The organism is Geobacillus sp. DSP4a (assembly GCF_013096875.1).
GTDB lineage: Bacteria > Bacillota > Bacilli > Bacillales > Anoxybacillaceae > Geobacillus > Geobacillus thermophilus.
In genome coordinates this window covers 15,840-39,902 of record NZ_SDLD01000016.1, presented here as the reverse complement: position 1 = coordinate 39,902, position 24,063 = coordinate 15,840, and the positions used below count along the sequence as shown (strand labels likewise).

Below are 24,063 nucleotides of genomic sequence, written 5' to 3'. Positions count from 1 at the left end.
GCGCCCGCCGGCCACACCTTGTTACAGTCCCAAAGAAACGGGGCCACGGCATTCGCCGGCAAACGGGCGCTTTCTCTTATTTTAACACTTGAATCCCTTTTATGACATTCCAAACAATGACAACAAGATTCACCGCCCCAGCAACGAAGAACCCAAGCCAGACGAGCCCGCCGCCAAAAAGAAGCGATTCCTCGCCCCAATGGCCGAACAGCACCGGCGACGCGGCCAACGCAATGAACAAGAGGATCGTAACGGCCGGAATCAAATGCGACACGAGCGACCGCTTCGCATGGCGTTTGACTTCAAGATCTTCGACAACAAAATAGACGACAATCGGCAAAATGAACGGCGCAAAAAAGACGCTGAAATAACAAAGCGCGGATAACACTTTGTTCGTCGACAATCGGCAATCCCCTTTCCAAGTTTCCTTTACCTGTATATACGACGGCCGCTAGGAAAAGTTTCCTGCCGACGGCAAAAAAAGGAGGCGGCCGCCGGTATCCCAAGCGGCGGACAAAGCCGCAAAGGCCTTTACGCCTTCGCCGCTTCATATTGCGCCTGCATGCGCGCCCGGTCGCGTTCGAGAATCGGTTTTAAGTAGCGGCCGGTGTGCGACTCCTCCACCTCGGCCACCTCTTCCGGCGTGCCGACGGCCACGATTTGCCCGCCGCGGTCGCCGCCCTCTGGGCCTAAATCAATAATATAGTCCGCGGTTTTGATGACGTCCAAATTATGCTCGATGACAAGCACGGTATCACCGTTGTCGACGAGCCGATGGAGCACGTCAAGCAGCCGGGCGATGTCATCGACATGAAGCCCGGTCGTCGGCTCGTCCAAAATGTAGAGCGTCCGTCCGTTGGAGCGGCGGTGAAGCTCAGCGGCGAGCTTGACGCGCTGCGCCTCGCCGCCGGAGAGCGTTGTCGCCGGCTGGCCGAGCTTCATATACCCGAGCCCGACGTCATAGAGCGTCTCGAGCTTGCGTTTGATTTTCGGGATCGAAGCGAAAAAGTCAAGCGCATCTTCGACCGTCATGTCGAGCACCTCGGCGATGTTTTTTCCTTTATACGTCACCTCGAGCGTCTCGCGGTTGTACCGTTTGCCGTGGCACACTTCGCACGGGACGTACACGTCCGGCAAAAAGTGCATCTCAATTTTGATGATCCCATCGCCATGGCACGCCTCGCAGCGCCCGCCTTTGACATTGAAGCTGAACCGCCCTTTTTTGTAGCCGCGCACTTTCGCTTCGTTCGTTGAGGCAAACACGTCGCGGATGTCGTCAAACACCCCGGTGTACGTCGCCGGGTTCGACCGTGGCGTGCGGCCGATCGGCGACTGGTCGATGTCAATCACTTTGTCGAGATGCTCCAGCCCGCGGATGTCGCGATGCTCGCCCGGCTTGGCTTTCGCCCGGTGCAGCTTTTGCGCCAGCGCCTTATACAACACTTCGTTCACGAGCGTGCTTTTGCCCGAGCCCGACACCCCGGTGACAGCGACAAACGTGCCGAGCGGGATGTTCACCGATACGTTTTTCAAGTTATGCTCGCGCGCGCCGACCACCTCAAGCCAACGTCCGTCCGGACGGCGACGCTCGGCCGGAATCGGGATGAATTTTTTCCCCGATAAATACTGGCCGGTGAGCGAGTTCGGATTGTCCATCACCTCTTCCGGCGTGCCGGCGGCGACGACCTCGCCGCCGTGGATGCCCGCCCCCGGACCAATGTCAATCAAATAGTCCGCGGCTAGCATCGTATCCTCGTCGTGCTCCACCACAATGAGCGTATTGCCGAGGTCGCGCATGCTTTTCAACGTCGCGATCAAGCGATCGTTGTCGCGCTGATGAAGCCCGATCGACGGCTCGTCGAGCACGTACAGCACCCCCGTCAGCCGCGAGCCGATCTGCGTCGCCAAGCGGATGCGCTGCGCCTCGCCGCCGGAGAGCGTTCCTGCCGAGCGGCTGAGCGTCAAATAGTCGAGGCCGACGTTTTGCAAAAAGCCGAGCCGGTCGCGAATTTCACGCAAAATAAGGCGGGCGATTTGCGCTTCTTTTTCGGTCAGCTCGAGCCCGTCAAAAAAGGCGAGCGCCTCGGTCACCGACATGGCGGTGACCTCGCCGATATGCTTGCCGCCGACAAGGACGGCCAGGCTTTCTTTTTTCAGCCGGTAGCCTTGGCATGTCGGACATGGTTGTTCCGCCATATACTTTTCCATCTGCTCGCGGATGTAGTCCGAGCTCGTCTCGCGATAGCGGCGTTCGACGTTCGGAATGACGCCTTCAAATGCGATGTATTGTTCGCGCACTTGTCCGAAATCATTCGTATAGCGGAAATAAATCGGCTCTCCGCCGCTGCCGTACAAAATTTTATCGAGCTGCTCTTTCGGCAACTCCTTCACCGGCACGTCCATCGGGATGCCGTAATGGCGGCACACGGCTTCGAGCAGCTGCGGGTAATATTGCGAGCTTTGCGGCTCCCACGGAGCGATGGCGTGTTCTTTTAACGTCAGCTCATCGTTCGGGATGACCAAATCGAGATCCACTTCGAGCTTCACCCCGAGCCCGTCGCAGTCCGGGCAGGCGCCGAACGGACTGTTGAACGAAAAGAGGCGCGGTTCAAGCTCCCCGATCGAAAAGCCGCAGTACGGACAAGCATGTTTTTCGCTGAACAAGAGCTCCCCCTCGCCGATCACGTCAACGACCACTTTGCCGTCGGCGAGCTTCAGCGCCGTCTCCAACGAATCGGCAAGCCTTGATGCGATGCCGTCCTTGATGACAATCCGGTCGACGACGACATCAATCGAATGTTTTTTATTTTTTTCAAGCTCAATGTCCTCCGTCAACTCGCGCATCTCACCGTCAATGCGAACACGCACATACCCTTGTTTGCGAATATCCTCCAATGTCTTGGCGTGCGTCCCTTTTTTTCCCGAGACGATCGGCGCCAAAATTTGCATTTTCGTCCGCTCCGGGTAAGCAAGCAGCCGGTCGACCATTTGCTCGATCGTCTGCGATTGGATTTCAATGCCGTGCGTCGGGCAAATGGGGCGGCCGATGCGGGCGAATAGAAGCCGCAAGTAATCGTAAATTTCTGTCACCGTGCCGACGGTTGAGCGCGGGTTGCGGCTCGTCGTTTTTTGATCGATCGAAATGGCCGGCGACAAGCCTTCAATCGCATCGACGTCCGGTTTTTCCATCTGCCCTAAAAACTGGCGGGCGTACGCCGACAGCGATTCGACGTAGCGCCGCTGACCTTCCGCGTAAATCGTATCAAACGCCAGCGACGACTTCCCCGACCCGGACAGCCCGGTCAAGACGACGAGCTTGCCGCGCGGGATTTCAACGTCAATGTTTTTCAAGTTGTGGGCGCGCGCCCCTTTGACAATGATTTTCTCCATTCCGTTCACCCGGCCATCATCCTTCCGCTTTCAATTCGAAAATGATATCGCGCAGCTGGGCGGCCCGCTCGAAGTCGAGCGCTTTGGCCGCCTCTTTCATCTCCGCCTCGAGCGTTCGAATCAGCTCTTCCCGCTCTTGTTTCGTCATCGCTGCCGCCGGCTTCGCCTCGTACATCTCCGTCTCTTCCGCCGCATACGTCGCGCGGATGACGTCGCGAATCTCCTTTTTCACCGTGCGCGGCACGATGCCGTGCTTTCGGTTGTACTCTTCTTGAATCGCCCGGCGCCGCTTCGTCTCTTGAATAGCGATTTCCATCGATTTCGTCACTGTATCGGCGTACATGATCACATGGCCGTTCGCGTTGCGCGCCGCCCGGCCGATCGTCTGGATGAGCGAGCGCTCCGAACGCAAAAACCCTTCTTTGTCGGCATCCAAAATGGCGACAAGCGACACTTCCGGAATGTCCAATCCTTCCCGCAGCAAGTTGATGCCGACCAGTACATCGTATTTGCCGAGCCGCAAATCGCGGATGATTTCAATGCGCTCGAGCGTCTTAATTTCCGAATGCAAATACGCCACCTTGATCCCCGCTTCTTTTAAATAATCGGTCAAATCCTCCGCCATTTTTTTCGTCAGCGTCGTCACGAGCGTCCGTTCATTCCGCTCGGCGCGCTCATGAATTTCGCCGATCAAATCGTCGATTTGTCCTTTTGTCGGACGGACGTCGATCGTTGGGTCAAGAAGCCCGGTCGGGCGAATGATTTGTTCGACAACGCCCGGGCTGTGCTCGAGCTCGTACGGCCCTGGCGTCGCCGAGACGTAAATAATTTGATGGATTTTTTGCTCGAACTCTTCAAAGGTAAGCGGACGGTTGTCGAGCGCCGACGGCAGACGGAAGCCGTGGTCGACGAGCACTTGCTTGCGCGCCCGGTCGCCGTTGTACATGCCGCGCAGCTGCGGCAAAGTGACGTGTGACTCATCGACGATAATCAAAAAATCGTCCGGAAAATAGTCAAGCAATGTATACGGCGTCGATCCCGGCGGCCGCAGCGCCAAATGGCGCGAGTAGTTTTCGATGCCGGAACAAAAGCCCATCTCGCGCATCATTTCCAAATCATAGCGCGTCCGTTGCTCCAGCCGCTGCGCCTCCAACAGCTTTCCTTGGGCGCGCAGTTCGGCGAGCCGCTCCTCAAGCTCTTGTTCGATGTTTTGAATGGCGAGCTGCATTTTCTCCTCGCGCGTCACGAAGTGCGACGCCGGGAAAATGGCGACATGCTCGCGCTCGCCGAGCACTTCGCCCGTCAAGGCGTCCACCTCGCGGATGCGCTCGATTTCATCGCCAAAAAATTCGACGCGAATGCAATGTTCATCGCGCGACGCGGGGAAAATTTCGACCACATCGCCGCGGACGCGGAACGTGCCGCGCCGAAAGTCGATATCATTGCGGTCGTATTGGATGTCAACGAGCCGCCGCAGCAACGCGTTGCGCTCGATTTCCATCCCCACGCGCAATGAAACGACAAGCTCGCGGTATTCTTCCGGCGACCCTAAGCCGTAAATGCATGAGACGCTGGCCACGATGATGACATCCCGGCGCTCAAACAACGCCGACGTTGCCGAGTGCCGCAATTTGTCGATTTCATCGTTGATTTTCGCATCTTTTTCAATGTACGTATCCGTCTGCGGCACGTACGCTTCCGGCTGATAATAATCGTAATAGCTGACAAAATATTCGACGGCGTTGTGTGGGAAAAACTCTTTCAGCTCGCTGTACAATTGACCGGCGAGCGTTTTGTTGTGGGCGATGACAAGCGTCGGCTTGTTGACTTGGGCGATCACGTTCGAGATCGTAAACGTTTTGCCCGTCCCCGTCGCCCCAAGGAGCGTTTGATGTTTCACACCCCGCTGCAAGCCGTCCACAAGCTTGGCGATCGCCTGCGGCTGATCGCCTTGCGGTTCGTACGGCGACACTAATTGAAAACGGCCCTCCACCGTTTCGCCTCCTTCTTCAATCCATCTTTCCCCATTGTATCATATCCTCTGCGCAGATGCACAAAAAATGCGAACTGGTATTCGTTCCAACCTGCACAGCGATTTCCATTCCGTCAGGCCGCTTCCAGCTGCATAGATGAAAAAGCGGACCGCTGCAGATGGGTCCGCTTCTCTGTCATTTCTTTAAGTTGTCCAACATTCGCCCCGCCAACAGAAAACCGGCAATCGTCGAGGCGATGTCGGCGACGATTTCGTGCAGCTCGTCCGTATACCCTTTGGCATACGAGGCGACAAGCAAGGCAACGGTCAACAACAACGCAATGTAACGGTTGTACGTCACCCGCGCAAACAGCAGCAACAAAAGGCACGGGATGATAAGGGCCGCGAGAAACCACATACGTCTAGTCTCCTTTACGACACAGCTTCGGACGCCGAAGCGCCTCGTTGATGAACGAACAGCAGACCAAGTTCGTGGTGGCCGTCTTCATACACCGCTCCTTGAACGAAGCGGATCTCGCCGTTATGGCTGATGACTTCCAGCTTGCAAAACGCGCGGTTGCGCTGGAGCGCCTCGTAAAACTCGGCCTCAGTCTGCACTGGAACGCCGTTCGCTTTTACAATCACTTCACCAATGCTTAACCCCATTTGTTCCGCTTTGGAATTCGGGAGCACCCCGACGATCACCACGCCTTGCGGATGGCGGGCAAACCGGGGCGGGCGGGCGCGGTCGGCGCGGTGACCGGAAAAGGCAATCCACTCCCGCCCAATGATGGCTGCAGCTCCTGCGGCAGCCCCTAGCAACGGATGCCATAATCCGAAGACGGCCAGCACGGCGACAAGCCAAGCGAGGCGAAGCACGCGCCGCCCTTCTTCACGAGCTGCTTCCGCTGGCAGCACGTGCTGCCGGCGCTGCGAAAAGCCGAGAAGAAACGGCACAAGCCAAAACGAATAGCCGTCCCCAGCTGGAATGAGCGGCCACCACGAAACCGACGGCAACGCGCCGTCGGATATCGGCAGCACGACCGGCACAAACCAAAACCGTTGCGTCCACTGCATGCCGACAATCATTCCGCGTTTGCTTCTCGCAAGCTGCGGCGAGGCCGCCCCATTTCGCGAGCGGAGAATCAGCCATCCTTCCGCCAACAGCAACAACACAAGCAGGGCGGCAAGCGCCCCTCCATCCGCCGCGCCGTCTGACAACAGATGAGCGGCAAGTCCGCTTGGCCCCGCCAAGCCGAGCAAGACGAGCGCTCCGCCCACTGTATAAGCCGGTGAAAGGAGGCGCGCCTCCATCGTCAGGCCAAGCAGGATCGTCAACCCCGTCACCGCCCACACCGCATCCGGCGGCAACGCGAGCCCGATGCCGGACGCAATGACAGACAGCACAGCGCCCGCAACCCATCCCCACGTCCAAAGCCCACGCCATTCTTGCCCCAGCCGATAGACGCGCACATGAAAATCGCGGCGCTCCCGCTTCACCCGCCGCCAACCGGCACCCCAGGCCAACAGCAGGCCGTAATACAAGAGCGGCTGCCGCCACACATTGGCGACGCCTTCCAACCATTCCAATCCCCAAGTTGCCATCCGCCTTCCCCCTCGCTTCGTTCCCCATTCTTTATCTTCTATTCTACCAAATGACTGGGACAAATCCCATGCCTGTCGCCATCTTTTTTGCCTGAATGGCGAATTTGCGCTGTTTTCCACTTTCTTTGCCGAATGGACACTAGTTTTGTCGCCCGGGCAGGATTTCTTACGCCAATGAAAAAAGGGATATAGAAGAAGACAAAAAAGGAGGAGTGGAACGATGGAGTTAAAAACACCCGACGTTGCCGCCCGTCTCGGAGTGTCGCCAAAAACGATCCAGCGCTGGGTGCGGAAATACAACATTCCGCTGCAAAAAAATGAAGCCGGCCACTACTTGTTTGACGAAAAAACGATCGCCCTGCTTGAGCGGGTCAAATTTGAACAAGGCGCCGCGCTGGAAACGCAGCCGAAAGCAGAACCGAAAACACCGCCGGCCCCTAGCCGTCCTTCAACATCGCCGCCGAACGTTCCTATTCATGCCCTGTTTCAAGAATATGTCGGACCGGAAATCAGCCGCGTCTCCCTGCGCCTTGATCAACTCGAGCAGCAACTGGAACAAAAAGCGGATGACGTCGTTTCCGTTCAATTGCTGCACCACCGACGGGAGATGGAAGAAATCACCGCCCGCCTGACCGCCTTGGAACAGCTCGTCGCCCGCCTCGAGCAACAGCTGAATCACCAGCCGCCCGCCCCGCACAATCCGTCCGAAGAACCGAAGCGGAAACGGCGCGGCCTCGGGCGGGTGATGAACTTGTTTGTCTAACCGTGCAAAAGCACAATCAGCCCCACCAAACAGGCAACGAGTTTATCGTGCGCTCTGCCTTAGGCAGGGCGTTTTTTCTGCCCTTCCTTATGATCCGTCCTTTTCCTTCTCTTCACTGCTTCTTTACTCTTTTTTTATTCTTTTTTAATCATCGTTCTTTATAATGTCCCGTGTTGCCAATGCTACGCCTGTCCAAAAAGGGGGAGCAACAAGTGAAACAGATTGAACGCAGGGCCATCGCCGCCTCCTTTTTGCCTTGGCCTTGCAAATCTTAGCCAAGGAACGGACCGCATGGCGGCGCCTCGTGCCGATCGCCTTGGCGCTGCAGCTGCTTTTGCTTGGCGGGTTTAATGAAGAAATCCGCTATCGCCTCGCTGGCACCCCATCGTTCGAGCAGTTTTATTCCGAACATTTATTTACCAAAATCAAGCAATATATCGGCAAGCCGGTATCGTCCTACCGCGTCGCCAGCGTTGGACTTCACCCGGCCATCGCCCAATACAACGGGTTTTATACGCTCGATACGTACAACAATTTTTACCCATTATCGTATAAGCGGAAGTTCCGCCGCATCATTGCCAAAGAATTGGACAAAAGCCCCGTGCTGAAAGACTATTTCGACCATTGGGGCAACCGCGTCTATTTGTTTTCGGCAGAGCTCGGGAAACATTACATGTTCACGAAACGCTCGCATAAGGTCATCCGTCATTTCGAGATCGACACAAAGGCGTTCAAACAGCTTGGCGGCAAGTACATTTTTTCCTCCGTTCCGATCGAAAACGCCCGCGACATCCATCTCCGCTTCTTGCGGGCGTTCACCGATCGACAGTCAGTCTGGAAAATTTATGTGTACGAAGTGGAGTGAAAGGGAGGCAAGAAACATGGTGGACAAACCATTGTTAGCCATCGTCGTCCCCTGCTACAACGAAGAAGAAGTGCTGCCAGAAACGGCCCGGCGGCTGACCGCTTTGCTTGAGCAGCTGCCGCTTCCATCAGAAAAGGAGAAAACACCAGCCCATTTGTAGGAAGCCAGCGATAGTCCACAGGCAAATCAGTCACAAAGAAAAGGGTGCCTCTGCGTTGTCAGAGGCACCCTTTTCTCTTTACTCGTCATCATTGGCTCGCTCGCGACGGAAACAACACGCCAAGCGCTTTTTTCAACTGCACATCATGCTTCGGATCGCGGACGGCTTCCATGATTTTCGTTTGCAGCACATCCGCCGTCGTCTCATCGATTCGCCCCGTAACCGGGAGCTGATTCGCTTTTTGGAACGCTTGGACGGCTTGCTCGGTGTCTTTGCTGAAGTAGCCATCCGTGCGGCCCGGGTTGAAGCCAAGCCCTTTGAGCATTTTTTGCGCATTGGCGATTTGCTCGTCGTTCATGTCATACCGAAGCGGTTTTTCGACATGAAGCGGAGCGACGTGGAAATAATCCGGCTGCGCCACCGCGACATCCGGCTTGATCCCTTTTTTATGGATCCAATGCCCATCTGGCGTCAGCCATTTGTACAGCGTCAATTTGATGTTGCTGCCGTCGCCCATCGGGATCGCCTGCTGCACCGTCCCTTTGCCGAACGTTGCCTCGCCGACCAGCTTGTAGCCGCCCGCTTCCTTCATCGCTCCAGCCAAAATCTCTGACGCCGATGCGCTTCCTTTGTCGATGAGCACAACGATCGGGTATGGCTTTTTCGCCGTTAAATCGGAATAAAACTTTTGCCGATCGCCATCGCGTTCTTCAATTTGCACATATGGTTTGCCTTTCGGGATGAGTTGCTTCAAAATTTCCTCAACGCTTTGCAAATAGCCGCCCGGGTTGCCGCGCACATCGATGATCAAGCCATCAATATGTTCGGCCTCAAGCTTCGCCAGTTTCTTTTTAAAATCGGCGGCCGTGTTTTCCGAGAATGATGTAATTTGCAAATAGCCGGCCTTTTTGCCTTCATACGTTTTGACCGACTCATACACCGTCTGAATCGGAATTTCGTCGCGGACGACTTTGACTTTCATCACGTTTTTGACGCCCGGGCGCAAAATGTCAAGCTCCACTGTCGTCCTTTTTTTGCCGCGGATTTTCAGCACCGCTTCATACAAGTCAAGCCCCTCTAGGCTTTCCCCGTTCACTCGCAAAATTTGGTCGTTCGGCTTCAGCCCCGCTTTTTCCGCCGGCGAATTTTTGATCGGAGCGACGATCGTCACCTTGCCGTCGATCATGCTCACTTCGGCGCCGATTCCTTCAAACGACGAGTCGAGCGACTCATTGAACTGCTCCGTCGTTTCCGCATCCATGTAGACGGAATACGGATCATGGAGCGTGTCGATCATCCCTTGAATGGCGCCTTCCGTTAATGTTTCTTCATCCACTTTTTCCACATACCGGTTTTTAATGAGTTCGTACGCCTGGCGGATTTTTTTCATTTCGTCATGATCGCTGGCCGTCTTGGACAGTTCCTCAGAAATGGCCTCCGGCATCGGCCCGTCTTCTGCTCCGCCAGCCAGCTGCAAACCGGCATACGTTCCGCCGGCCCCGACGAGCATTGAGATGGCCATGAGTGCGGCCGTTGTCGTTTTCTTCACGTTGTTTCCTCCTCACCCTAAACCTGCCCTTTCCATTGCCTGCAACGGAAGGGAAAGGGGGTCTCTTCGTTCTCCTTCGGCGAAACAAGCGGATGCCTCTAACGCCAATGAGAAAAGGAAAAGCACCGCCCAAACGCCGTGCCATGCCTTTATCTCCATCATATGTTAGGCTTGTACCGAGTATGCTCATTCGTTGTCTATCCTTTACTAGTTTACACGCTGCGTTTTGATTTCTCAACTCATACGGGCGCGGAAAAAAGAGGCACCCCCCGCCATTTTGGCGAACGATGCCTCTTTTTGATTCGTCTTCTTAGCCGCATCCGAAGTGGCTGTCAAACGAATGAACCGCACAAAAACGAAATGCTCTTACTCCTCTTTGGGCAAATCAATGAGCATGAACTGCGCTCCTTCGTTCGTCACCAAGCGAAGCGCCGGCGTGTCCCTGAACCTCCCGATGGCTAAAGCCACGGGGTTCTTGTGTACTATAGAGCTTCTTCCATACCTTCGCATGGACACTGACTCTAATTCCACAAGACTTTCATGGGCAAACACCTTACTGGTGCTTATCGCCCTGTGCGCCCGATTCAAGACGCTTTTTATCATTTAAATTCCCATACTACTTACGACACATGAATGAAGATGAAGTCGTTTGATTTCTTCATCATGCAGTCGAATAAATTGATCCCATCTCTCTAAACATTTTTGTCTATCTATTTCTTTTCGATTGTCTTTCACATTCATGATTAAAAATGCGCTGTATAAATCTCGTTGCACTCTGCGTCCGTCTACTTCGTGCCATCGTTGGGAAAGTGTTTTCTTGTTGTACTCATCGTTTTGGTGGTCGTATTGACTTGCCTTGACGCGAAATGTGTCGATGTATTGAAGGGAATAGCCTTCATATTGCAGTTTTTGATTCAGTATGTTTAAAAACAAACTTGGTGCACGATTCGCAATACTTTTTCCAAATCGTTTTTTCTTTTTGTATTTTCCGTTGGCATCGACTTTTGTTTCTTTTGCCTTTGCTTGAAGTGCTCTGAAATTCATTTTTTCTACTTGGATATGATGACCTAATGCGATGATCCAATTGGCAAGCCGTTGATGATCTTGTTTCCGTTTATCTGCCATTTTTCTTTGTAATTCTGCTAACTGATTTCTCGTTTTGAGATAATTTTTACTCCAAACCCATTTTTCCTTGTTATCTTTTTTTATTGTCCCATCTTCATTGTATTTGTGCGGATTATTCGCCCGTCTTTGACGATCCAATTTTCGTTGAAGAACTCGCTTTTGCTTTTCTATGTTTTCGACACTCGGCGCAAGAATAAGCAACTTGACATTATTCATCGAGCAAATAGCGACGGTTTGTGTTCCTATGTCGATACCAACATCGCCTCGCCCTATTGGATGTTTTATTTCTCCTGTTTGGCGGTTTATTTTCTTTGGTGGCACACCTTCAAGAGTGAGTTGAAGAAAATACTTGATTTTTCCTCTAATTCGTCTACGGACGATGCGACAATATTTTATACGGTCTTGTAGAGCCAGATGTGTATATATGTCGTTTGGGTGAATTATAACAGGAATAGATAAACCATTCCAAAGCAAATGTTTGTTTTTGAAACGGATGCCTGCGCTATTTGTTTTTCCTTCTAATGAATCCATATCGTTGTATTTCTTAAAAGACACTTTTTTTGCATTACCAAAGATGAGTTCTTCCATTGCCATCCATGCTCTCGTAGCGATTTTTTGTGCGGTGTGTGAGTCGATGTGTTTCTTGAAATGGTGTTGCATTGGCTTAACAAAATCGTGCATAGCGTATTCATTGATTCCGTACTGACGATATAACTCATTTAGCAAGTTGTTTCTTTCTTTTGATTTTGGTTGTTGGGCTAGATGACGATACTGCTTATCATGTTGTAGTTTTTTATGCCGTTTCAACAATTCGCCCAAACAAGCGTTGTATATTTTTCTGCCAATTTCAAAACGTTTCTCTAATATGTACGCCTGCCATAGTTCTGTTTTGAGTTTCAACGTCAGCACATAACTTTTGGTTTTTGTTTTCGCCAACGACACCACTTCCTTTATACGTTCTTTTGATTTTCGATGTATTGTTTAACCGCTTCTTCTGAAATATAGCCGACAGTACAACAAAAATAACTTCGTGTCCATAGCGATGGTAGTCTGCTTTTTAACGAAGGATATTTCTCCCTTAATATTCGACTGCTTTTCCCTTTAAACGCTTGTATAATTTTGTGCAAATGTTGACGAGGGTCAAAAGAAATGAACAAATGAACATGATCAGGCATAATTTCCATTGCTTTGATTTGTACATCATGTTCTTTGGCAACTTCTTCAAAAATTTTTTTTAAATCTCGTTCAATATCTCCAACTAACACTTTTCTACGGTATTTTGGACAAAACACAATATGATATTGATTGAGATAAACAATCCCTTTTTTATGGGTGTATTTTTCGTTTTCCAAAAACAATCACCTCTATACTAAATATACCATAAACAATAGATAAAATAAACACATCTAATAAATTTATCAAAAAAAATACGCAATTCATCCCCTTGTCTAAAGACAGGGGCTTTCTTGCGCTTCCCCCGTAATAACGGGATGAAGCCCGGTCGATGCGGATCATCTTTTCCACTCCTTCATTGCAAGAAATGATGGGCCATCAAGCGCTTGCTGTTCCGAATCCGCAAGTGCCATAACCACCAACGCCTACGCTATTGATTCCCGTTTTTTCTTGTCTCATCCTCGTTAGGCGCAACCATTTCTCTTCATTCAATAAATCTTGAATTCGAGATAATTATATAAAACTTCCGTTCGCCTGTCAACCTAAAAACAGGCGAAAAATGTCCCCCGGCTCGTAATGGGCGTTTTTGACCGCTTGTCTCGCCATGTCAACGTCTGTGTCCTCGGGCAGCGCGAATACTGCTTCACCGCGCTGGAAGCTGACATCCATCAGCTTGGCCCCAATCGCCCCCAGCGCTCTGGCGACATGTTGTTCACAGCCGGTGCATGTCATGCCTTGGACGGTCATTCGGTATGTTTTCATGATAAAAATCACTCCTATCCAGAAATGTCTCTTTCTTAATTTGTTCAGATCCTCGATCATGAACCCTATATCACTCATTCTCCTTTCGACAACGGGAAGATTTCCATTGTTGTGTACCATTATAAACAGTGTACTAAGGTACAGAGTCAAGGGGGGATGTGGTGCAGCCAAACCGTTTTCCTTGATGTCAAATCAATCAAAAAAATACGCAACTTGTCCGTCTCATAGACAGACAAGTTGCGTATAGCAGAATTTAGAAAGCGATGTAATTACGCGGATCGACCGCATTCGTTTTTCCTGGGTTCCAGCCGCCGCGGTGCAGTTCAAAATGAAGGTGCGGACCGGTCGAATTTCCAGTATTACCCATATAACCGATGACTTGTCCTTTGCGAACGTGCTGCCCTTCGCCAACAAGACGCGCTTCTAAATGAGCATACACAGTCGTATAGGTTTGCCCATTAATCACATGGCTGACGAAAATGACGTTGCCGTAGCTGCTAGAATAGTAGGAGCGGAACACAATGCCGTCCGCTGCCGCGACAACCGGCACAACAGGAGCTCGCTTGCCAATGTCGACCCCGGGATGGAAGTCCGTGCCACCAAACCGGTAGCCAAAGCCCGAGTTGATCGGACCGTTGGCTGGACGGGTGAAGGCCCCGCTCGACACAGGCGGTGTGCTGCCGCCCGATGGCGCTTCTTCTGATGACGATCCTCCATCGTTTGGCGCGGTATATGTACGTCCCCTCTGTTTCGCTTCTTCTTCCGCCCGTTTTTGCCGTTCGAGTTCGGCAAGCTGCTCTTTCACCGCCGCTTCTTGTTTGGCGATCAGTTCTTTTTCTTCTTCAAGCGCCATCTTATGATCATGCTCTTCTTCCTCTTTTTGCTTCAAATCAGCCATCAGGCGATTTTTTTGTTCCAACTGGCCAGCCAGTTCAGCCTGCAGCTGCTTCAATTCTTGCAAATCCGCTTGCAGCTTGTTCCGCTTTTCGGTCAATTCTGTTTCCTTTTTTTCTTTCAGCGCTTTGTCCGCTTCCTGTTCACGAATGATTTGCTGGTCCGCTTCCATAATCGTGGTGACGGCGCTCATCCGGTCGATGAAGTCGCTGAAGCTTTGGGCGCCGAGCAACACTTCCAAGTAGCTGATCGCTCCGCCGCTTTCCTGCAAGGAACGAAGCCGCTCCTTCAAAATTTCATTCCGCTTTTCAATCCGTTCTTGAATTTCGGCAATTTCTTGTTTCAATTGGTCAATGGCTTGCTCCGTTTGGTCAATATCTGCGCTGACGTTGCGGATTTTGCCGCTCGTTTCGTCAATCGCCACGTTGAGTTTTTGAATGTCATTGGCAACTTGGCGCTGTTGCGAGCGAAGCGATTCGATCGTTTTTTGCGCCTCATTGATTTTTTGCTCGACATCGGACCGCTTCGAACGCAGCGAATCCATTTCATCCCGCTTCTGCTCGATGTCGCGCGTACTGACGGCGTCCGCCGCCGGCGGGAGAATGCCCAGCCCAAGCGCCCCGGCAACAGCGAGCGCCAACATGCGTTTCTTTTTCATCTTTCCCCTCTCCCTTTCTATCATTTATACTTTTAAAAACTTGCGCACAGACATAACGCTTCCCCAGACGCCGATGCCGGCGCCAATCACTAGCAGCAGCCCGCTTAACTGCCACATAAACGGCGAAAACGGAAGAAGTTCAAAAAACGGCAAGGAAACCCACTGTTCATACACCTGATACACGTTGTAGTACACGATCGAAAGCGCCGCGATCGGGAAGAGAGCGCCAAGCATTCCAAGCCATAACCCTTCCAAAAAGAACGGCCAGCGGATAAACCCGTTCGTCGCGCCCACGAGCCGCATAATTTCGATTTCGCGGCGGCGGGCGAAAATCGTAATTTTGATCGTGTTGGAAATGAGAAACATCGCCGTAAACAACAATCCGAGAATGAGCACGAGCCCCACGTTGCGCGCCACTTTCAGTGCGTCAAACAGCTTCTCGACCGTCCCTTGGCCATAATTGACTTTATGGACGAACGGCAATGTTTCGATTTGTTTGGCGATTTTCACTGTATCTTGCGGGCGGGCCGCTTTCACGACGTATACATCGCTTAGTGGGTTGTCCTGTTCAAATAAGCGGAACGACGAGCCTTCCTCCCCCATGCTTTTGATCAGCCGCTTCAGCTCTTCGTCCTTTGATGAATAGCGCACTTCCTTGACGTTTGGAATGGCTTCAATTTGCCGGCGCAAAGCGTTTTTTTGCTGGTTGTCGGCCGTCAGCTCGATATGGACGCGAATTTCGACATCGTTTTCGACTTTCTGGGCAAAATGGTTGATGTTGAACATGACGACAAAAAAGACGCCGACAAGCAACAGCGTCACCGTGACGGCGCTCGCGGACGCAAATGTCATCCAACCGTTGCGGCCGAGGCTTTTCATGCTCTCCCGAACGTGGCGCTTAAACGTATGAAGCGTCATAACCGTATTCCCCCTTCGCCTCGTCGCGGACGATTTTCCCGTTTTCGATGGCGATGACGCGCCGCCGGGTCGCGTTGACGATCTCTTTGTTGTGGGTCGCCATCACAATCGTCGTTCCCCGGTCATTGATTTTTTCAAACAGCTCCACAATGCCCCATGAGGTTTCCGGGTCCAAGTTTCCTGTCGGTTCGTCGGCAATCACGATCTTCGGGGAGTTGACGATTGAGCGGGCGATCGAGACGCGCTGCTGTTCGCCCCCGGACAGTTCGTTCGGGTAAGAGCGGATTTTATGTTTGAGGCCGACTAGGTCGAGTACTTCCATCACTTTTTTGCGGATCACTTTCGGCGATTCTTCAATGACTTCCAAGGCAAAGGCCACGTTTTCGTAAACGTTGAGCTTCGGAAGCAGCTTGAAATCTTGGAACACAACACCGATATGGCGGCGCAAAAGAGGAACTTTGCTGTCTTTCAGCTTGGCAAGGTTGACGCCGTTGACCATAATGGTCCCGCTCGTCGGCTTTTCCTCGCGGTACATCATTTTAATAAACGTCGACTTCCCAGCTCCGCTGGGCCCAACGACGTAGACGAATTCTCCTTGCTTGATGCGAACGTTGATGCCGTTTAGCGCCACAACGCCGTTTGGATACGTTTTGTATACATCTTGCATTTCAATCATCATCATCACCTATTTTCGACTTTCCTGCTGCCATTTCTCGAGCTGTTTCGAATGAATCCCGCAAAATTCCGCAAGGATTATTATAACACGATTTTCTATTGTCGAATTTTACATTTATATTTCAAATGGGGAACAATGGAGAAACTAGGACAAAAGACGCAAAAACAGAAAACACCGCCCAGTTCTTGAGCGAACAAGGCGGTGCACTTTCCTTGAGTGAAACGATCTTTTCTTTCAAAGAGTCAGAAACATCCATCCATTATTTTTTCGCGGCCAGCCACTCGGCCACTTTATCAGCGTCTTCCCCTTTGATGATTCCGGCCGGCATGGCGCCGCGGCCGTTGGCAATGATCTCTTTGATCTGCTCTTTGGAGTACTTGCTTCCAACCTTTTGCAAGTTCGGACCGACCCCACCCGAAAGGTCTTGACCGTGGCATGATGCACAGTTTTGCTGATAGATTTGTTCAGCAGCGGCAACGGTATCCCCTCCACCGTTGTTATTGCCGCCGTTTTGGTCCCCGGCGTTGTCCCCGCCACCGCCGCACGCGGCAAGCGCGAGCGAAACGCCAAGGAACATCGCAGCCAACTTCCACTTCATGGCGAACTCCCCCCAGAAAACAAAAATTTCATTCTCCTTTATTATAACCGATTTTTTCCGTTTTACGTACGTTGAAATCCCTCTCCAAGCACTTCAGCGGCGTTGGCAACGACGACAAACGCTGTCGGATCAATGGTTCGCACGATTTGTTTCAATTTTGTGAACTCCGATTGAGCGACGACGCACATCAACACCGGCCGTTCATGTTCGGTGTAACCGCCGTACGCCGGCAGCCGCGTCACCCCGCGATCGATTTCGTGCAAAATGGCGCGGCGCACTTTTTCTTCTTCCTTTGTAATGATGAGAGCGATTTTTGAGTAGCCGAGCCCGACTTGGACGAGGTCGATCGTTTTGCTCGTCACATACAAGGCGATCAGCGCGTAGAGCGCTCGCTCAATGTCAAAGACAAACGCCGCGGTCAACACGATCAAGCCGTCAATCAAAATCACACACATGCCGAGCGACAGCCCGGTATATTTATGGATGATTTGCGCCGCCAAATCGGTGCCGCCCGTCGAAGCGCGGCCGCGAAATACAATGCCAAGGCCGAGTCCGACACCGATACCGCCAAAGATCGCGCCAAGAAGCGGATTCGTCGTCGCCGGCTCCATCCCTTTCGTCAAATAGACGACAAGCGGCAAAAACACCGTCCCGACAAACGTCTTGACGCCAAACTGCCGGCCCAAAAGCACAACGCCAGCGATAAAGAGCGGAATGTTGAGCGCCCATTGGACGTAGGCAGGCTCAATGCCAAACAGCGCGTGCATAATCGTGCTCACGCCGCTTACCCCGCCCGAGGCGATCCGATTCGGCAGCAAAAACACGTTAAACGCCACAGCGACGATCGCCGCGCCGATCAGAACATACGCATACTCCAAAGCCGCCTCCACCGCCGGAGGCATGGTCTTCTCTCTTCGCTTCCGCATGCTTCCCCACCTTCCTCTGTGAGTATAGCATGCCCGTTTTGGCAAGTAAATGACAGCCGATTAACGCGATAATGGTCTGCTATGCTAAAGGAAAAAAGGACGATCCGATGATCGCCCTAGCCAAAAAATACAAGCCTCAATACACATCCCCGCGGTTGCCGATCGCCTCAATATAGATGATTCGTTCTTCATGATCGATGCGAAACAAAACACGATATGTTCCGACCCGCAGCCGATATAATCCATCCTGCCCCTTCAACTTTTTAATATCCCCCTGCGGCGGGATCGCAAGCAGACCTTGCAACCCAGAGGCCAACCGTTCTTGAACCTCTTTTTCTTGCCTAGCGATGAATTTGACTGCGGCCCTACGGTAAATCAACTTGTAGCCCGAATTCACGCTTGGCTTCTCCCCCGGTGATATATCCTTCATCGCTTTGCAGCTGCTGGCGCTCTTCTTCCGTCAACGCTTCTTCTTCATCTGTTTCGTCAATCCGCTCCCATACCATTCGTTCCTTTCTGGACCGATCAAGCAAGTACATCAAAAAATCGTACACTGTTTGATGATCCGTTTCATCCAACCGGTCAATCAGTTCGTAAAGCAATTGTTTGCGCACAGCCAAAGCCATCGCCCTCCTTTTGCCTTTCGTTACCTTCAGCATACCACCGGGATGCAGATGCGTCAAAATCAGAAAAATGATTTTTGAAACGAAAAAGGACGATCGGATGATCGCCCTTTACTTCAACTTCGCGCGCAAATACGCGTCAATGAACACATCGATTTCCCCATCCATGACCGCCTGCACATTGCCGACCTCGACGTTCGTCCGATGGTCTTTGACAAGCGAATACGGATGGAAGACGTACGAACGAATTTGGTTGCCCCAGCCGATTTCTTTTTGCTCGCCGCGCAGCTCAGCGAGTTCGGCTTGTTGCTCCTCGAGTTTCTTTTGGTACAATTTCGCCTTCAACATATTCATCGCTTTTTCGCGGTTTTTGATTTGCGACCGCTCCGATTGGCACGTGACGACAATCCCGGTCGGCAAGTGGGTGATGCGCACGGCCGAGTCGGTCGTGTTGACGTGCTGCCCGCCCGCGCCGCTTGAGCGGTACGTGTCGATTTTCAGCTCTTCCGGCCGGATCTCAATTTCAATGTTATCATCCATCTCCGGCACAACCTCGCACGACACGAACGACGTATGGCGGCGGCCTGAGGCGTCAAACGGCGAGATGCGAACCAGCCGATGCACCCCTTTTTCCGCTTTTAAGTAGCCGTAGGCGTTGTGCCCTTTAATGAGCAGCGTGACGCTTTTAATCCCCGCTTCCTCGCCCGGGAGGTAATCGAGCGTCTCGACTTTAAACCCTTTTTTCTCCGCCCAGCGCGTGTACATGCGCAACAGCATCGACGCCCAGTCTTGCGACTCCGTGCCGCCCGCACCCGGGTGGAGCTCCAAAATAGCGTTGTTTTGATCGTACGGCTCATTGAGCAGCAACTGCAACTCAAACTCGCTGAAGTCTTTCATCAGCTTTTTCGCTTCCTCGACGAGCTCAGCTTGGAGCTCGTCATCCGGCTCTTCCTTGAGCAGTTCGTACGTCACTTCCAAGTTGTCAAACCGTTCTTCAAGCGAGGAAAATTCCTCGACGAGATCTTTGAGCGCATTCACTTCGGAAATGACCGCCTGCGCCGCCTTTTGATCATCCCAAAAGTTGGGCGCCGCCATTTGCTCTTCTAATTCGCGAATGCGCGCCTGCTTCGCTTCGAGGTCAAAGAGACCCCCTGATTTCCGCTAATCGCTTAGCCATTTTCTCAAGCTCTTGCTTGATTTCCACCAAATCGATCATGTTGTCCTCACCTCATCATGAATATAGTATGTCAATGGTTCATATCTGCCATTCAAAAGGGAGGCAGCGCCCCCCCTATTATTTATAAACCGTTACACCGTTCTTCCGCAACAATGTTTATATTTCTTCCCGCTCCCGCACGGGCACGGGTCGTTGCGGCCGACGCGCACCGCCTTGCGGACCGGTTTTCGCTTCGGCTCTTCGCCGTCTTCTTTCGGATGCACGGCCTCGCCTTTCGCCACTTCTTGGCGTTCGAGGTTTTGATGGATTTCCGCTTTCATGATATACGTCGCGACTTCCTCTTCGATCGCGGCAATCATGTTTTCAAACATCGCATAGCCTTCCATTTGGTATTCGCGCAGCGGGTCAACTTGCCCGTACGCACGCAAATGGATGCCTTGGCGGAGCTGCTCCATCGCGTCGATATGGTTCATCCATTTCATATCGACAGCGCGCAAGACGACGACGCGTTCAAACTCGCGCATCTGTTCCGGCGGGATTTGCGTTTCTTTCTCATCATAGCGCGCCTTCACTTTCGACCAAATGAGCTCGATCATCTCTTCGGGCTCTTTGCCGCGCAAGTCAGCTTCCGTTACATCCCCTTCCGGAAGCAGATGGGCGTTGAGATACTCAACGAGCCCTTTCAAATTCCATTCTTCCGGAACCTCTTCTTTCGGCGTATGAGCGTTGACGACGCGCTCGATCACCGATTGGATCATCTTTTCGATAATGCCGCGCAAGTTGTCGGAATCAAGCACTTCAAAACGCTGGCGGTAAATGATTTCCCGCTGTTCGCGCAACACGTCGTCATATTGAAGCAGTTGCTTGCGGGCGTCGAAGTTGTTGCCTTCGACCCGTTTTTGCGCCGACTCAACGGCCCGTGTCACCATTTTGCTTTGGATCGGCTGCGAATCGTCCATCCCCAGGCGGTCCATCATCGCCATCAAGCTCTCGGAACCGAAGCGGCGCATCAATTCATCCTCAAGCGACAAATAGAACTGCGACACCCCAGGGTCGCCTTGGCGTCCCGAGCGGCCGCGCAGCTGGTTGTCAATCCGCCGGCTTTCATGCCGCTCCGTGCCGATGACGGCCAATCCGCCAAGCTCCTTGACCCCTTCGCCAAGCTTAATGTCCGTCCCGCGCCCGGCCATGTTCGTCGCGATCGTCACCGCGCCTTTTTGTCCTGCTTGGGCGATGATCTCCGCCTCTTTCGCATGGTTTTTCGCGTTTAAGACGTTGTGCGGGATGCCGCGTTTTTTCAACATCTCCGACAACAGCTCCGACGTCTCGATCGCCACCGTGCCGACCAACACCGGCTGCCCTTTCGCATGGCGGGCGGCGATGTCCTCGACCACGGCGCGGAACTTCCCTTCCATCGTCCGATAAATCAAATCCGGACGGTCCTCCCGGATCACCGGGCGGTTCGTCGGAATGACGACGACGCGCATGTTGTAAATATTGCGGAACTCTTCCTCTTCCGTCTTCGCCGTCCCCGTCATCCCCGCGAGTTTTTCATACATGCGGAAATAGTTTTGGAACGTAATCGTAGCCAACGTCATCGACTCGTTTTGAATCTCGAGCCCTTCCTTCGCCTCAATGGCTTGATGAAGTCCATCGCTGTAGCGGCGGCCATGCATCAAGCGCCCGGTGAACGGGTCGACGATGATCACTTTTCCGTCTTGCACGACGTAGTCGACATCGCGCTGCATCACAACATGCGCCCGCAGCGCCAGCTGAATATGGTGGTTGAGCGTCACGTGCTTCAAATCAAACAAGTTGTCGATGCCAAACGCCCGCTCGGCTTTGTTCATTCCTTCTTCCGTCAGCTGGACGCTTTTCGATTTTTCATCGTATGTGTAATCGACATCTTTGCGCAGCGTGCGGACAAACGCGTTCGCCTGCACGTACAGCTTGGTCGACTTTTGCGCCGTCCCGGAAATAATAAGCGGCGTCCGCGCTTCATCGATCAAAATCGAGTCAACCTCGTCGATCACGGCAAAATGCAGCGGCCGCTGCACCATATGCTCCTTATAAAGCACCATGTTGTCGCGCAAATAGTCAAAGCCAAACTCGTTGTTCGTCCCGTACGTAATGTCGGCGTTGTACGCCGCTTGCTTCTCCTCGCGCGACATACCGCTTAAGTTCAACCCGACAGTCATGCCTAAAAACTCATACAGTTTGCCCATTTCCGTCGCATCGCGCGTCGCCAAGTATTCGTTGACCGTCACGACATGCACGCCGCGCCCCGTCAAGGCGTTCAAATAGACAGGCATCGTCGCCGTCAACGTTTTCCCTTCACCCGTTTTCATCTCGGCGATGTCGCCTTCATGCAAAACGACGCCGCCCATAATTTGCACTTTATATGGGTACAAGCCAAGGACGCGCTTCGCCCCTTCGCGCACAACGGCAAACGCCTCGACAAGCAAATCATCGAGCGATTCGCCTTGTTGGTAGCGGGCTTTGAATTCCTCGGTTTTTTGCCGCAGCTGTTCATCGGACAGTCGGGCCATCTCCGGACCGAGCGCGTCGACTTGATCGGCAATTTTCTCAAGCCTTGCCAACTGACGCTTGTTCGGGTCAAATACTTTTTTTAAGACTCCAAGCATAGGAAACGCTCCTTATTTTTCATGGACTCACTTCTTCATCATATCATTTACAGGGATCAGTGACAACTGTTGTACAGGCTGGGAGAGGGGCATGTCCAAGAGAGGGGATCACAACTTGGACTGAAGTTGCTCAATCGCCGCTTCCGCATGGTGAAGCCGCCGATTCAGCGCATAAATTTCAAAACTTTTCTCCTCCACTTTTTCGTGAATTTTGCGAAGCAAGATTTGCACATCATCCACAAGCTGCGTTTCGACCCGATGAAGCGTCTCTTTCACTTCCCTCAATTCGTTTTCCACACCATCCAACCGGGTCTCCACACCATTCAACCGCGTTTCCACGCCGTCCAATCGGGTCTCCACACCATTCAACCGCGTTTCCACGCCGTCCAATCGGGTCTCCACACCATTCAACCGCGTTTCCACGCCGTCCAACCGGGTCTCCACACCATTCAACCGCGTTTCCACGCCGTCCAACCGGGTCTCTACGCCATTCAACCGCGTTTCCACACCATCCAACCGGGTCTCTACGCCATTCAACCGCGTTTCCACGCCGTCCAACCGGGTCTCTACGCCATTCAACCGCGTTTCCACGCCGTCCAATCGGGCCTCTACGCCATTCAACCGCGTTTCCACACGGTCTAACCGCTCTTTCACTGCGCCCATTTCCCGTTCGAGGCCGACGAGGCGTCCGTTCATCTCCGTCAAACGGCCATCCATCTGCTCAAACCGTTGGCGAGTTTCTTCTTGGAACGCCAAAAATCCTTTTTCCATGTTGTCCAACTTGGACAAGATTTGACGCAACAGTTCCTCCATCGCTCTCCCCCATTTTGATTTTTCTCATGCATATTATAACATCCCCTGCCAAAAAAAGCAGGGGATGCGCACAAGAGGCAACCGTTTAATTCGCCTCGATCAGTCCGTATTTTCCGTCTTTGCGGCGGTAGACGATGTTCGTCCGGTTTGTTTCCGCGTTGGTGAAAATGAAGAAGTTGTGCCCTAACAAATTCATCTGCAAAATCGCTTCTTCGCTGTCCATCGGCTTCAAGCTGAAGTGTTTCGTGCGCACGATTTCAAACTCCTCTTCATTCTCCGCTGCGGAAGCGCCGATCGAGACAGGGGCAGCCAGCTTCACCTCTTTCTCGCGGTCGCGCAGCTTGCGGTTCACCTTTGTTTTATGTTTGCGGATTTGCCGCTCCAGTTTATCGGCTACTAAATCGATCGCCGCATACATATCTTCATGGCGCTCTTCAGCGCGCAGCAACAAATGCGGAATCGGAATGGTCACCTCGATTTTCCCTTGCCCATCGTTGTAGACTTTTAAATTGACGTGCACATGCACGTCATCGGTGCCATCAAAGTAGCGTTCCAGTTTCCCGATTTTTTTCTCCACATACTCGCGCAACGCTGGCGTGACTTCGAGGTTTTCCCCGCGAACGTTATACATCATCGCTGACCACTCCTTATCTTATAAAACTGTAAATCCCTACACTTTTTATTACCCATCCAATCCATGTTTCAATCAAAAATATTTTTGAAGATTTTGTGAAAAACATAGGAAAATATGGTAAGATAGGCATAGGTGTT

General features: G+C 52.4%; 22 protein-coding genes and 2 pseudogenes. 3 read left to right on the top strand and 21 right to left on the bottom strand.

What is annotated here, in order from left to right; translation table 11 throughout:
* Nucleotides 1-76: 76 nt before the first annotated feature.
* The 5 genes from ETC02_RS07540 to ETC02_RS07520 form a co-directional block, all read right to left on the bottom strand.
* Nucleotides 77-403 (bottom strand): magnetosome magnetite crystal formation protein family, encoded by a 327-nt coding sequence (locus tag ETC02_RS07540; RefSeq protein WP_050367795.1) that lies wholly within the window; start codon nucleotides 401-403, stop codon nucleotides 77-79.
* A 128-nt stretch (nucleotides 404-531) separates the two neighbouring features.
* Nucleotides 532-3,390 (bottom strand): excinuclease ABC subunit UvrA, encoded by a 2,859-nt coding sequence (gene uvrA / locus ETC02_RS07535; RefSeq protein WP_171698167.1) that lies wholly within the window; start codon nucleotides 3,388-3,390, stop codon nucleotides 532-534.
* A 16-nt stretch (nucleotides 3,391-3,406) separates the two neighbouring features.
* A complete protein-coding gene (gene uvrB, locus ETC02_RS07530; protein WP_171698165.1) occupies nucleotides 3,407-5,383 on the bottom strand; it encodes an excinuclease ABC subunit UvrB in 1,977 nt (658 codons plus the stop codon).
* 175 nt (nucleotides 5,384-5,558) lie between these two features.
* Nucleotides 5,559-5,780 carry a CsbA family protein gene (locus tag ETC02_RS07525; protein WP_033012047.1) on the bottom strand — a complete coding sequence of 74 codons (222 nt, stop codon included), beginning with the start codon at nucleotides 5,778-5,780 and terminating at the stop codon, nucleotides 5,559-5,561.
* Nucleotides 5,781-5,794: 14 nt separating this feature from the next.
* Nucleotides 5,795-6,967 carry a PDZ domain-containing protein gene (locus ETC02_RS07520; protein WP_050367797.1) on the bottom strand — a complete coding sequence of 391 codons (1,173 nt, stop codon included), beginning with the start codon at nucleotides 6,965-6,967 and terminating at the stop codon, nucleotides 5,795-5,797.
* A gap of 220 nt (nucleotides 6,968-7,187) precedes the next feature.
* Between ETC02_RS07520 and ETC02_RS07515 the strand changes: the two genes are divergently transcribed.
* The 3 genes and pseudogenes from ETC02_RS07515 to ETC02_RS07505 form a co-directional block, all read left to right on the top strand.
* Nucleotides 7,188-7,730, top strand: a complete 543-nt coding sequence (locus ETC02_RS07515) for a MerR family transcriptional regulator (protein WP_033012045.1) — start codon at nucleotides 7,188-7,190, stop codon at nucleotides 7,728-7,730.
* 250 nt (nucleotides 7,731-7,980) lie between these two features.
* Nucleotides 7,981-8,595 (top strand): annotated as a pseudogene (locus tag ETC02_RS07510) (DUF6044 family protein); the annotation flags it as partial.
* A 16-nt stretch (nucleotides 8,596-8,611) separates the two neighbouring features.
* Nucleotides 8,612-8,713 (top strand): annotated as a pseudogene (locus ETC02_RS07505) (glycosyltransferase); the annotation flags it as partial.
* Between the two features lie 130 nt (nucleotides 8,714-8,843).
* On the opposite strand, the gene ETC02_RS07500 reads toward ETC02_RS07505, so the two are convergent.
* From ETC02_RS07500 to hpf, 16 genes are all read right to left on the bottom strand, one after another.
* Entirely contained in the window at nucleotides 8,844-10,304 is a 1,461-nt protein-coding gene (locus tag ETC02_RS07500; RefSeq protein WP_050367799.1) for a S41 family peptidase, read from the bottom strand.
* A 603-nt stretch (nucleotides 10,305-10,907) separates the two neighbouring features.
* Nucleotides 10,908-12,371, bottom strand: coding sequence for a transposase (locus ETC02_RS07495; protein ID WP_289668182.1), 1,464 nt, complete (start codon nucleotides 12,369-12,371; stop codon nucleotides 10,908-10,910).
* Between the two features lie 8 nt (nucleotides 12,372-12,379).
* A complete protein-coding gene (gene tnpA / locus ETC02_RS07490) occupies nucleotides 12,380-12,781 on the bottom strand; it encodes an IS200/IS605 family transposase (RefSeq protein ID WP_033012039.1) in 402 nt (133 codons plus the stop codon).
* Nucleotides 12,756-12,944 carry a hypothetical protein gene (locus ETC02_RS07485; RefSeq protein WP_050367801.1) on the bottom strand — a complete coding sequence of 63 codons (189 nt, stop codon included), beginning with the start codon at nucleotides 12,942-12,944 and terminating at the stop codon, nucleotides 12,756-12,758. Before ETC02_RS07485 ends, tnpA begins: the two co-directional genes overlap by 26 nt.
* Nucleotides 12,945-13,139: 195 nt before the next feature.
* The gene (locus ETC02_RS07480) at nucleotides 13,140-13,364 is read right to left on the bottom strand and encodes a heavy-metal-associated domain-containing protein (RefSeq protein WP_033012100.1); all 225 of its coding nucleotides are present in this window, start codon (nucleotides 13,362-13,364) and stop codon (nucleotides 13,140-13,142) included.
* Nucleotides 13,365-13,617: 253 nt separating this feature from the next.
* Nucleotides 13,618-14,916, bottom strand: coding sequence for a murein hydrolase activator EnvC family protein (locus tag ETC02_RS07475; protein ID WP_033012036.1), 1,299 nt, complete (start codon nucleotides 14,914-14,916; stop codon nucleotides 13,618-13,620).
* Nucleotides 14,917-14,940: 24 nt separating this feature from the next.
* Nucleotides 14,941-15,834: a permease-like cell division protein FtsX gene (ftsX, locus tag ETC02_RS07470; RefSeq protein WP_033012035.1), complete on the bottom strand. Its 894-nt coding sequence runs from the start codon at nucleotides 15,832-15,834 to the stop codon at nucleotides 14,941-14,943.
* Nucleotides 15,815-16,510: a cell division ATP-binding protein FtsE gene (ftsE, locus tag ETC02_RS07465; protein ID WP_011232571.1), complete on the bottom strand. Its 696-nt coding sequence runs from the start codon at nucleotides 16,508-16,510 to the stop codon at nucleotides 15,815-15,817. The genes ftsX and ftsE overlap by 20 nt, the downstream gene beginning before the upstream one ends.
* A 259-nt stretch (nucleotides 16,511-16,769) precedes the next feature.
* On the bottom strand, nucleotides 16,770-17,108 hold the full coding sequence (gene cccB, locus ETC02_RS07460; protein WP_033012034.1) for a cytochrome c551: 339 nt from the start codon (nucleotides 17,106-17,108) through the stop codon (nucleotides 16,770-16,772).
* A 62-nt stretch (nucleotides 17,109-17,170) separates the two neighbouring features.
* Nucleotides 17,171-18,034: a YitT family protein gene (locus ETC02_RS07455; protein ID WP_171698164.1), complete on the bottom strand. Its 864-nt coding sequence runs from the start codon at nucleotides 18,032-18,034 to the stop codon at nucleotides 17,171-17,173.
* A gap of 136 nt (nucleotides 18,035-18,170) precedes the next feature.
* Entirely contained in the window at nucleotides 18,171-18,431 is a 261-nt protein-coding gene (locus ETC02_RS07450) for a type II toxin-antitoxin system RelE family toxin (protein ID WP_042381729.1), read from the bottom strand.
* On the bottom strand, nucleotides 18,400-18,660 hold the full coding sequence (locus tag ETC02_RS07445; protein WP_014196753.1) for a hypothetical protein: 261 nt from the start codon (nucleotides 18,658-18,660) through the stop codon (nucleotides 18,400-18,402). Before ETC02_RS07445 ends, ETC02_RS07450 begins: the two co-directional genes overlap by 32 nt.
* Before the next feature lie 108 nt (nucleotides 18,661-18,768).
* Nucleotides 18,769-19,873, bottom strand: a protein-coding gene (gene prfB / locus ETC02_RS07440; protein WP_122983794.1) for a peptide chain release factor 2 whose coding sequence is annotated in 2 segments (ribosomal slippage) — nucleotides 18,769-19,797 and nucleotides 19,799-19,873 — 1,104 coding nt in all. Because the reading frame shifts where the segments join, the coding sequence is not laid out codon by codon here.
* A 92-nt stretch (nucleotides 19,874-19,965) separates the two neighbouring features.
* Nucleotides 19,966-22,479 (bottom strand): preprotein translocase subunit SecA, encoded by a 2,514-nt coding sequence (secA, locus tag ETC02_RS07435; protein ID WP_171698163.1) that lies wholly within the window; start codon nucleotides 22,477-22,479, stop codon nucleotides 19,966-19,968.
* 108 nt (nucleotides 22,480-22,587) lie between these two features.
* A complete protein-coding gene (locus ETC02_RS07430; RefSeq protein WP_171698162.1) occupies nucleotides 22,588-23,292 on the bottom strand; it encodes a tropomyosin in 705 nt (234 codons plus the stop codon).
* Nucleotides 23,293-23,377: 85 nt separating this feature from the next.
* Nucleotides 23,378-23,926: a ribosome hibernation-promoting factor, HPF/YfiA family gene (hpf, locus tag ETC02_RS07425; protein ID WP_100664405.1), complete on the bottom strand. Its 549-nt coding sequence runs from the start codon at nucleotides 23,924-23,926 to the stop codon at nucleotides 23,378-23,380.
* Between the last annotated feature and the right edge of the window lie 137 nt (nucleotides 23,927-24,063).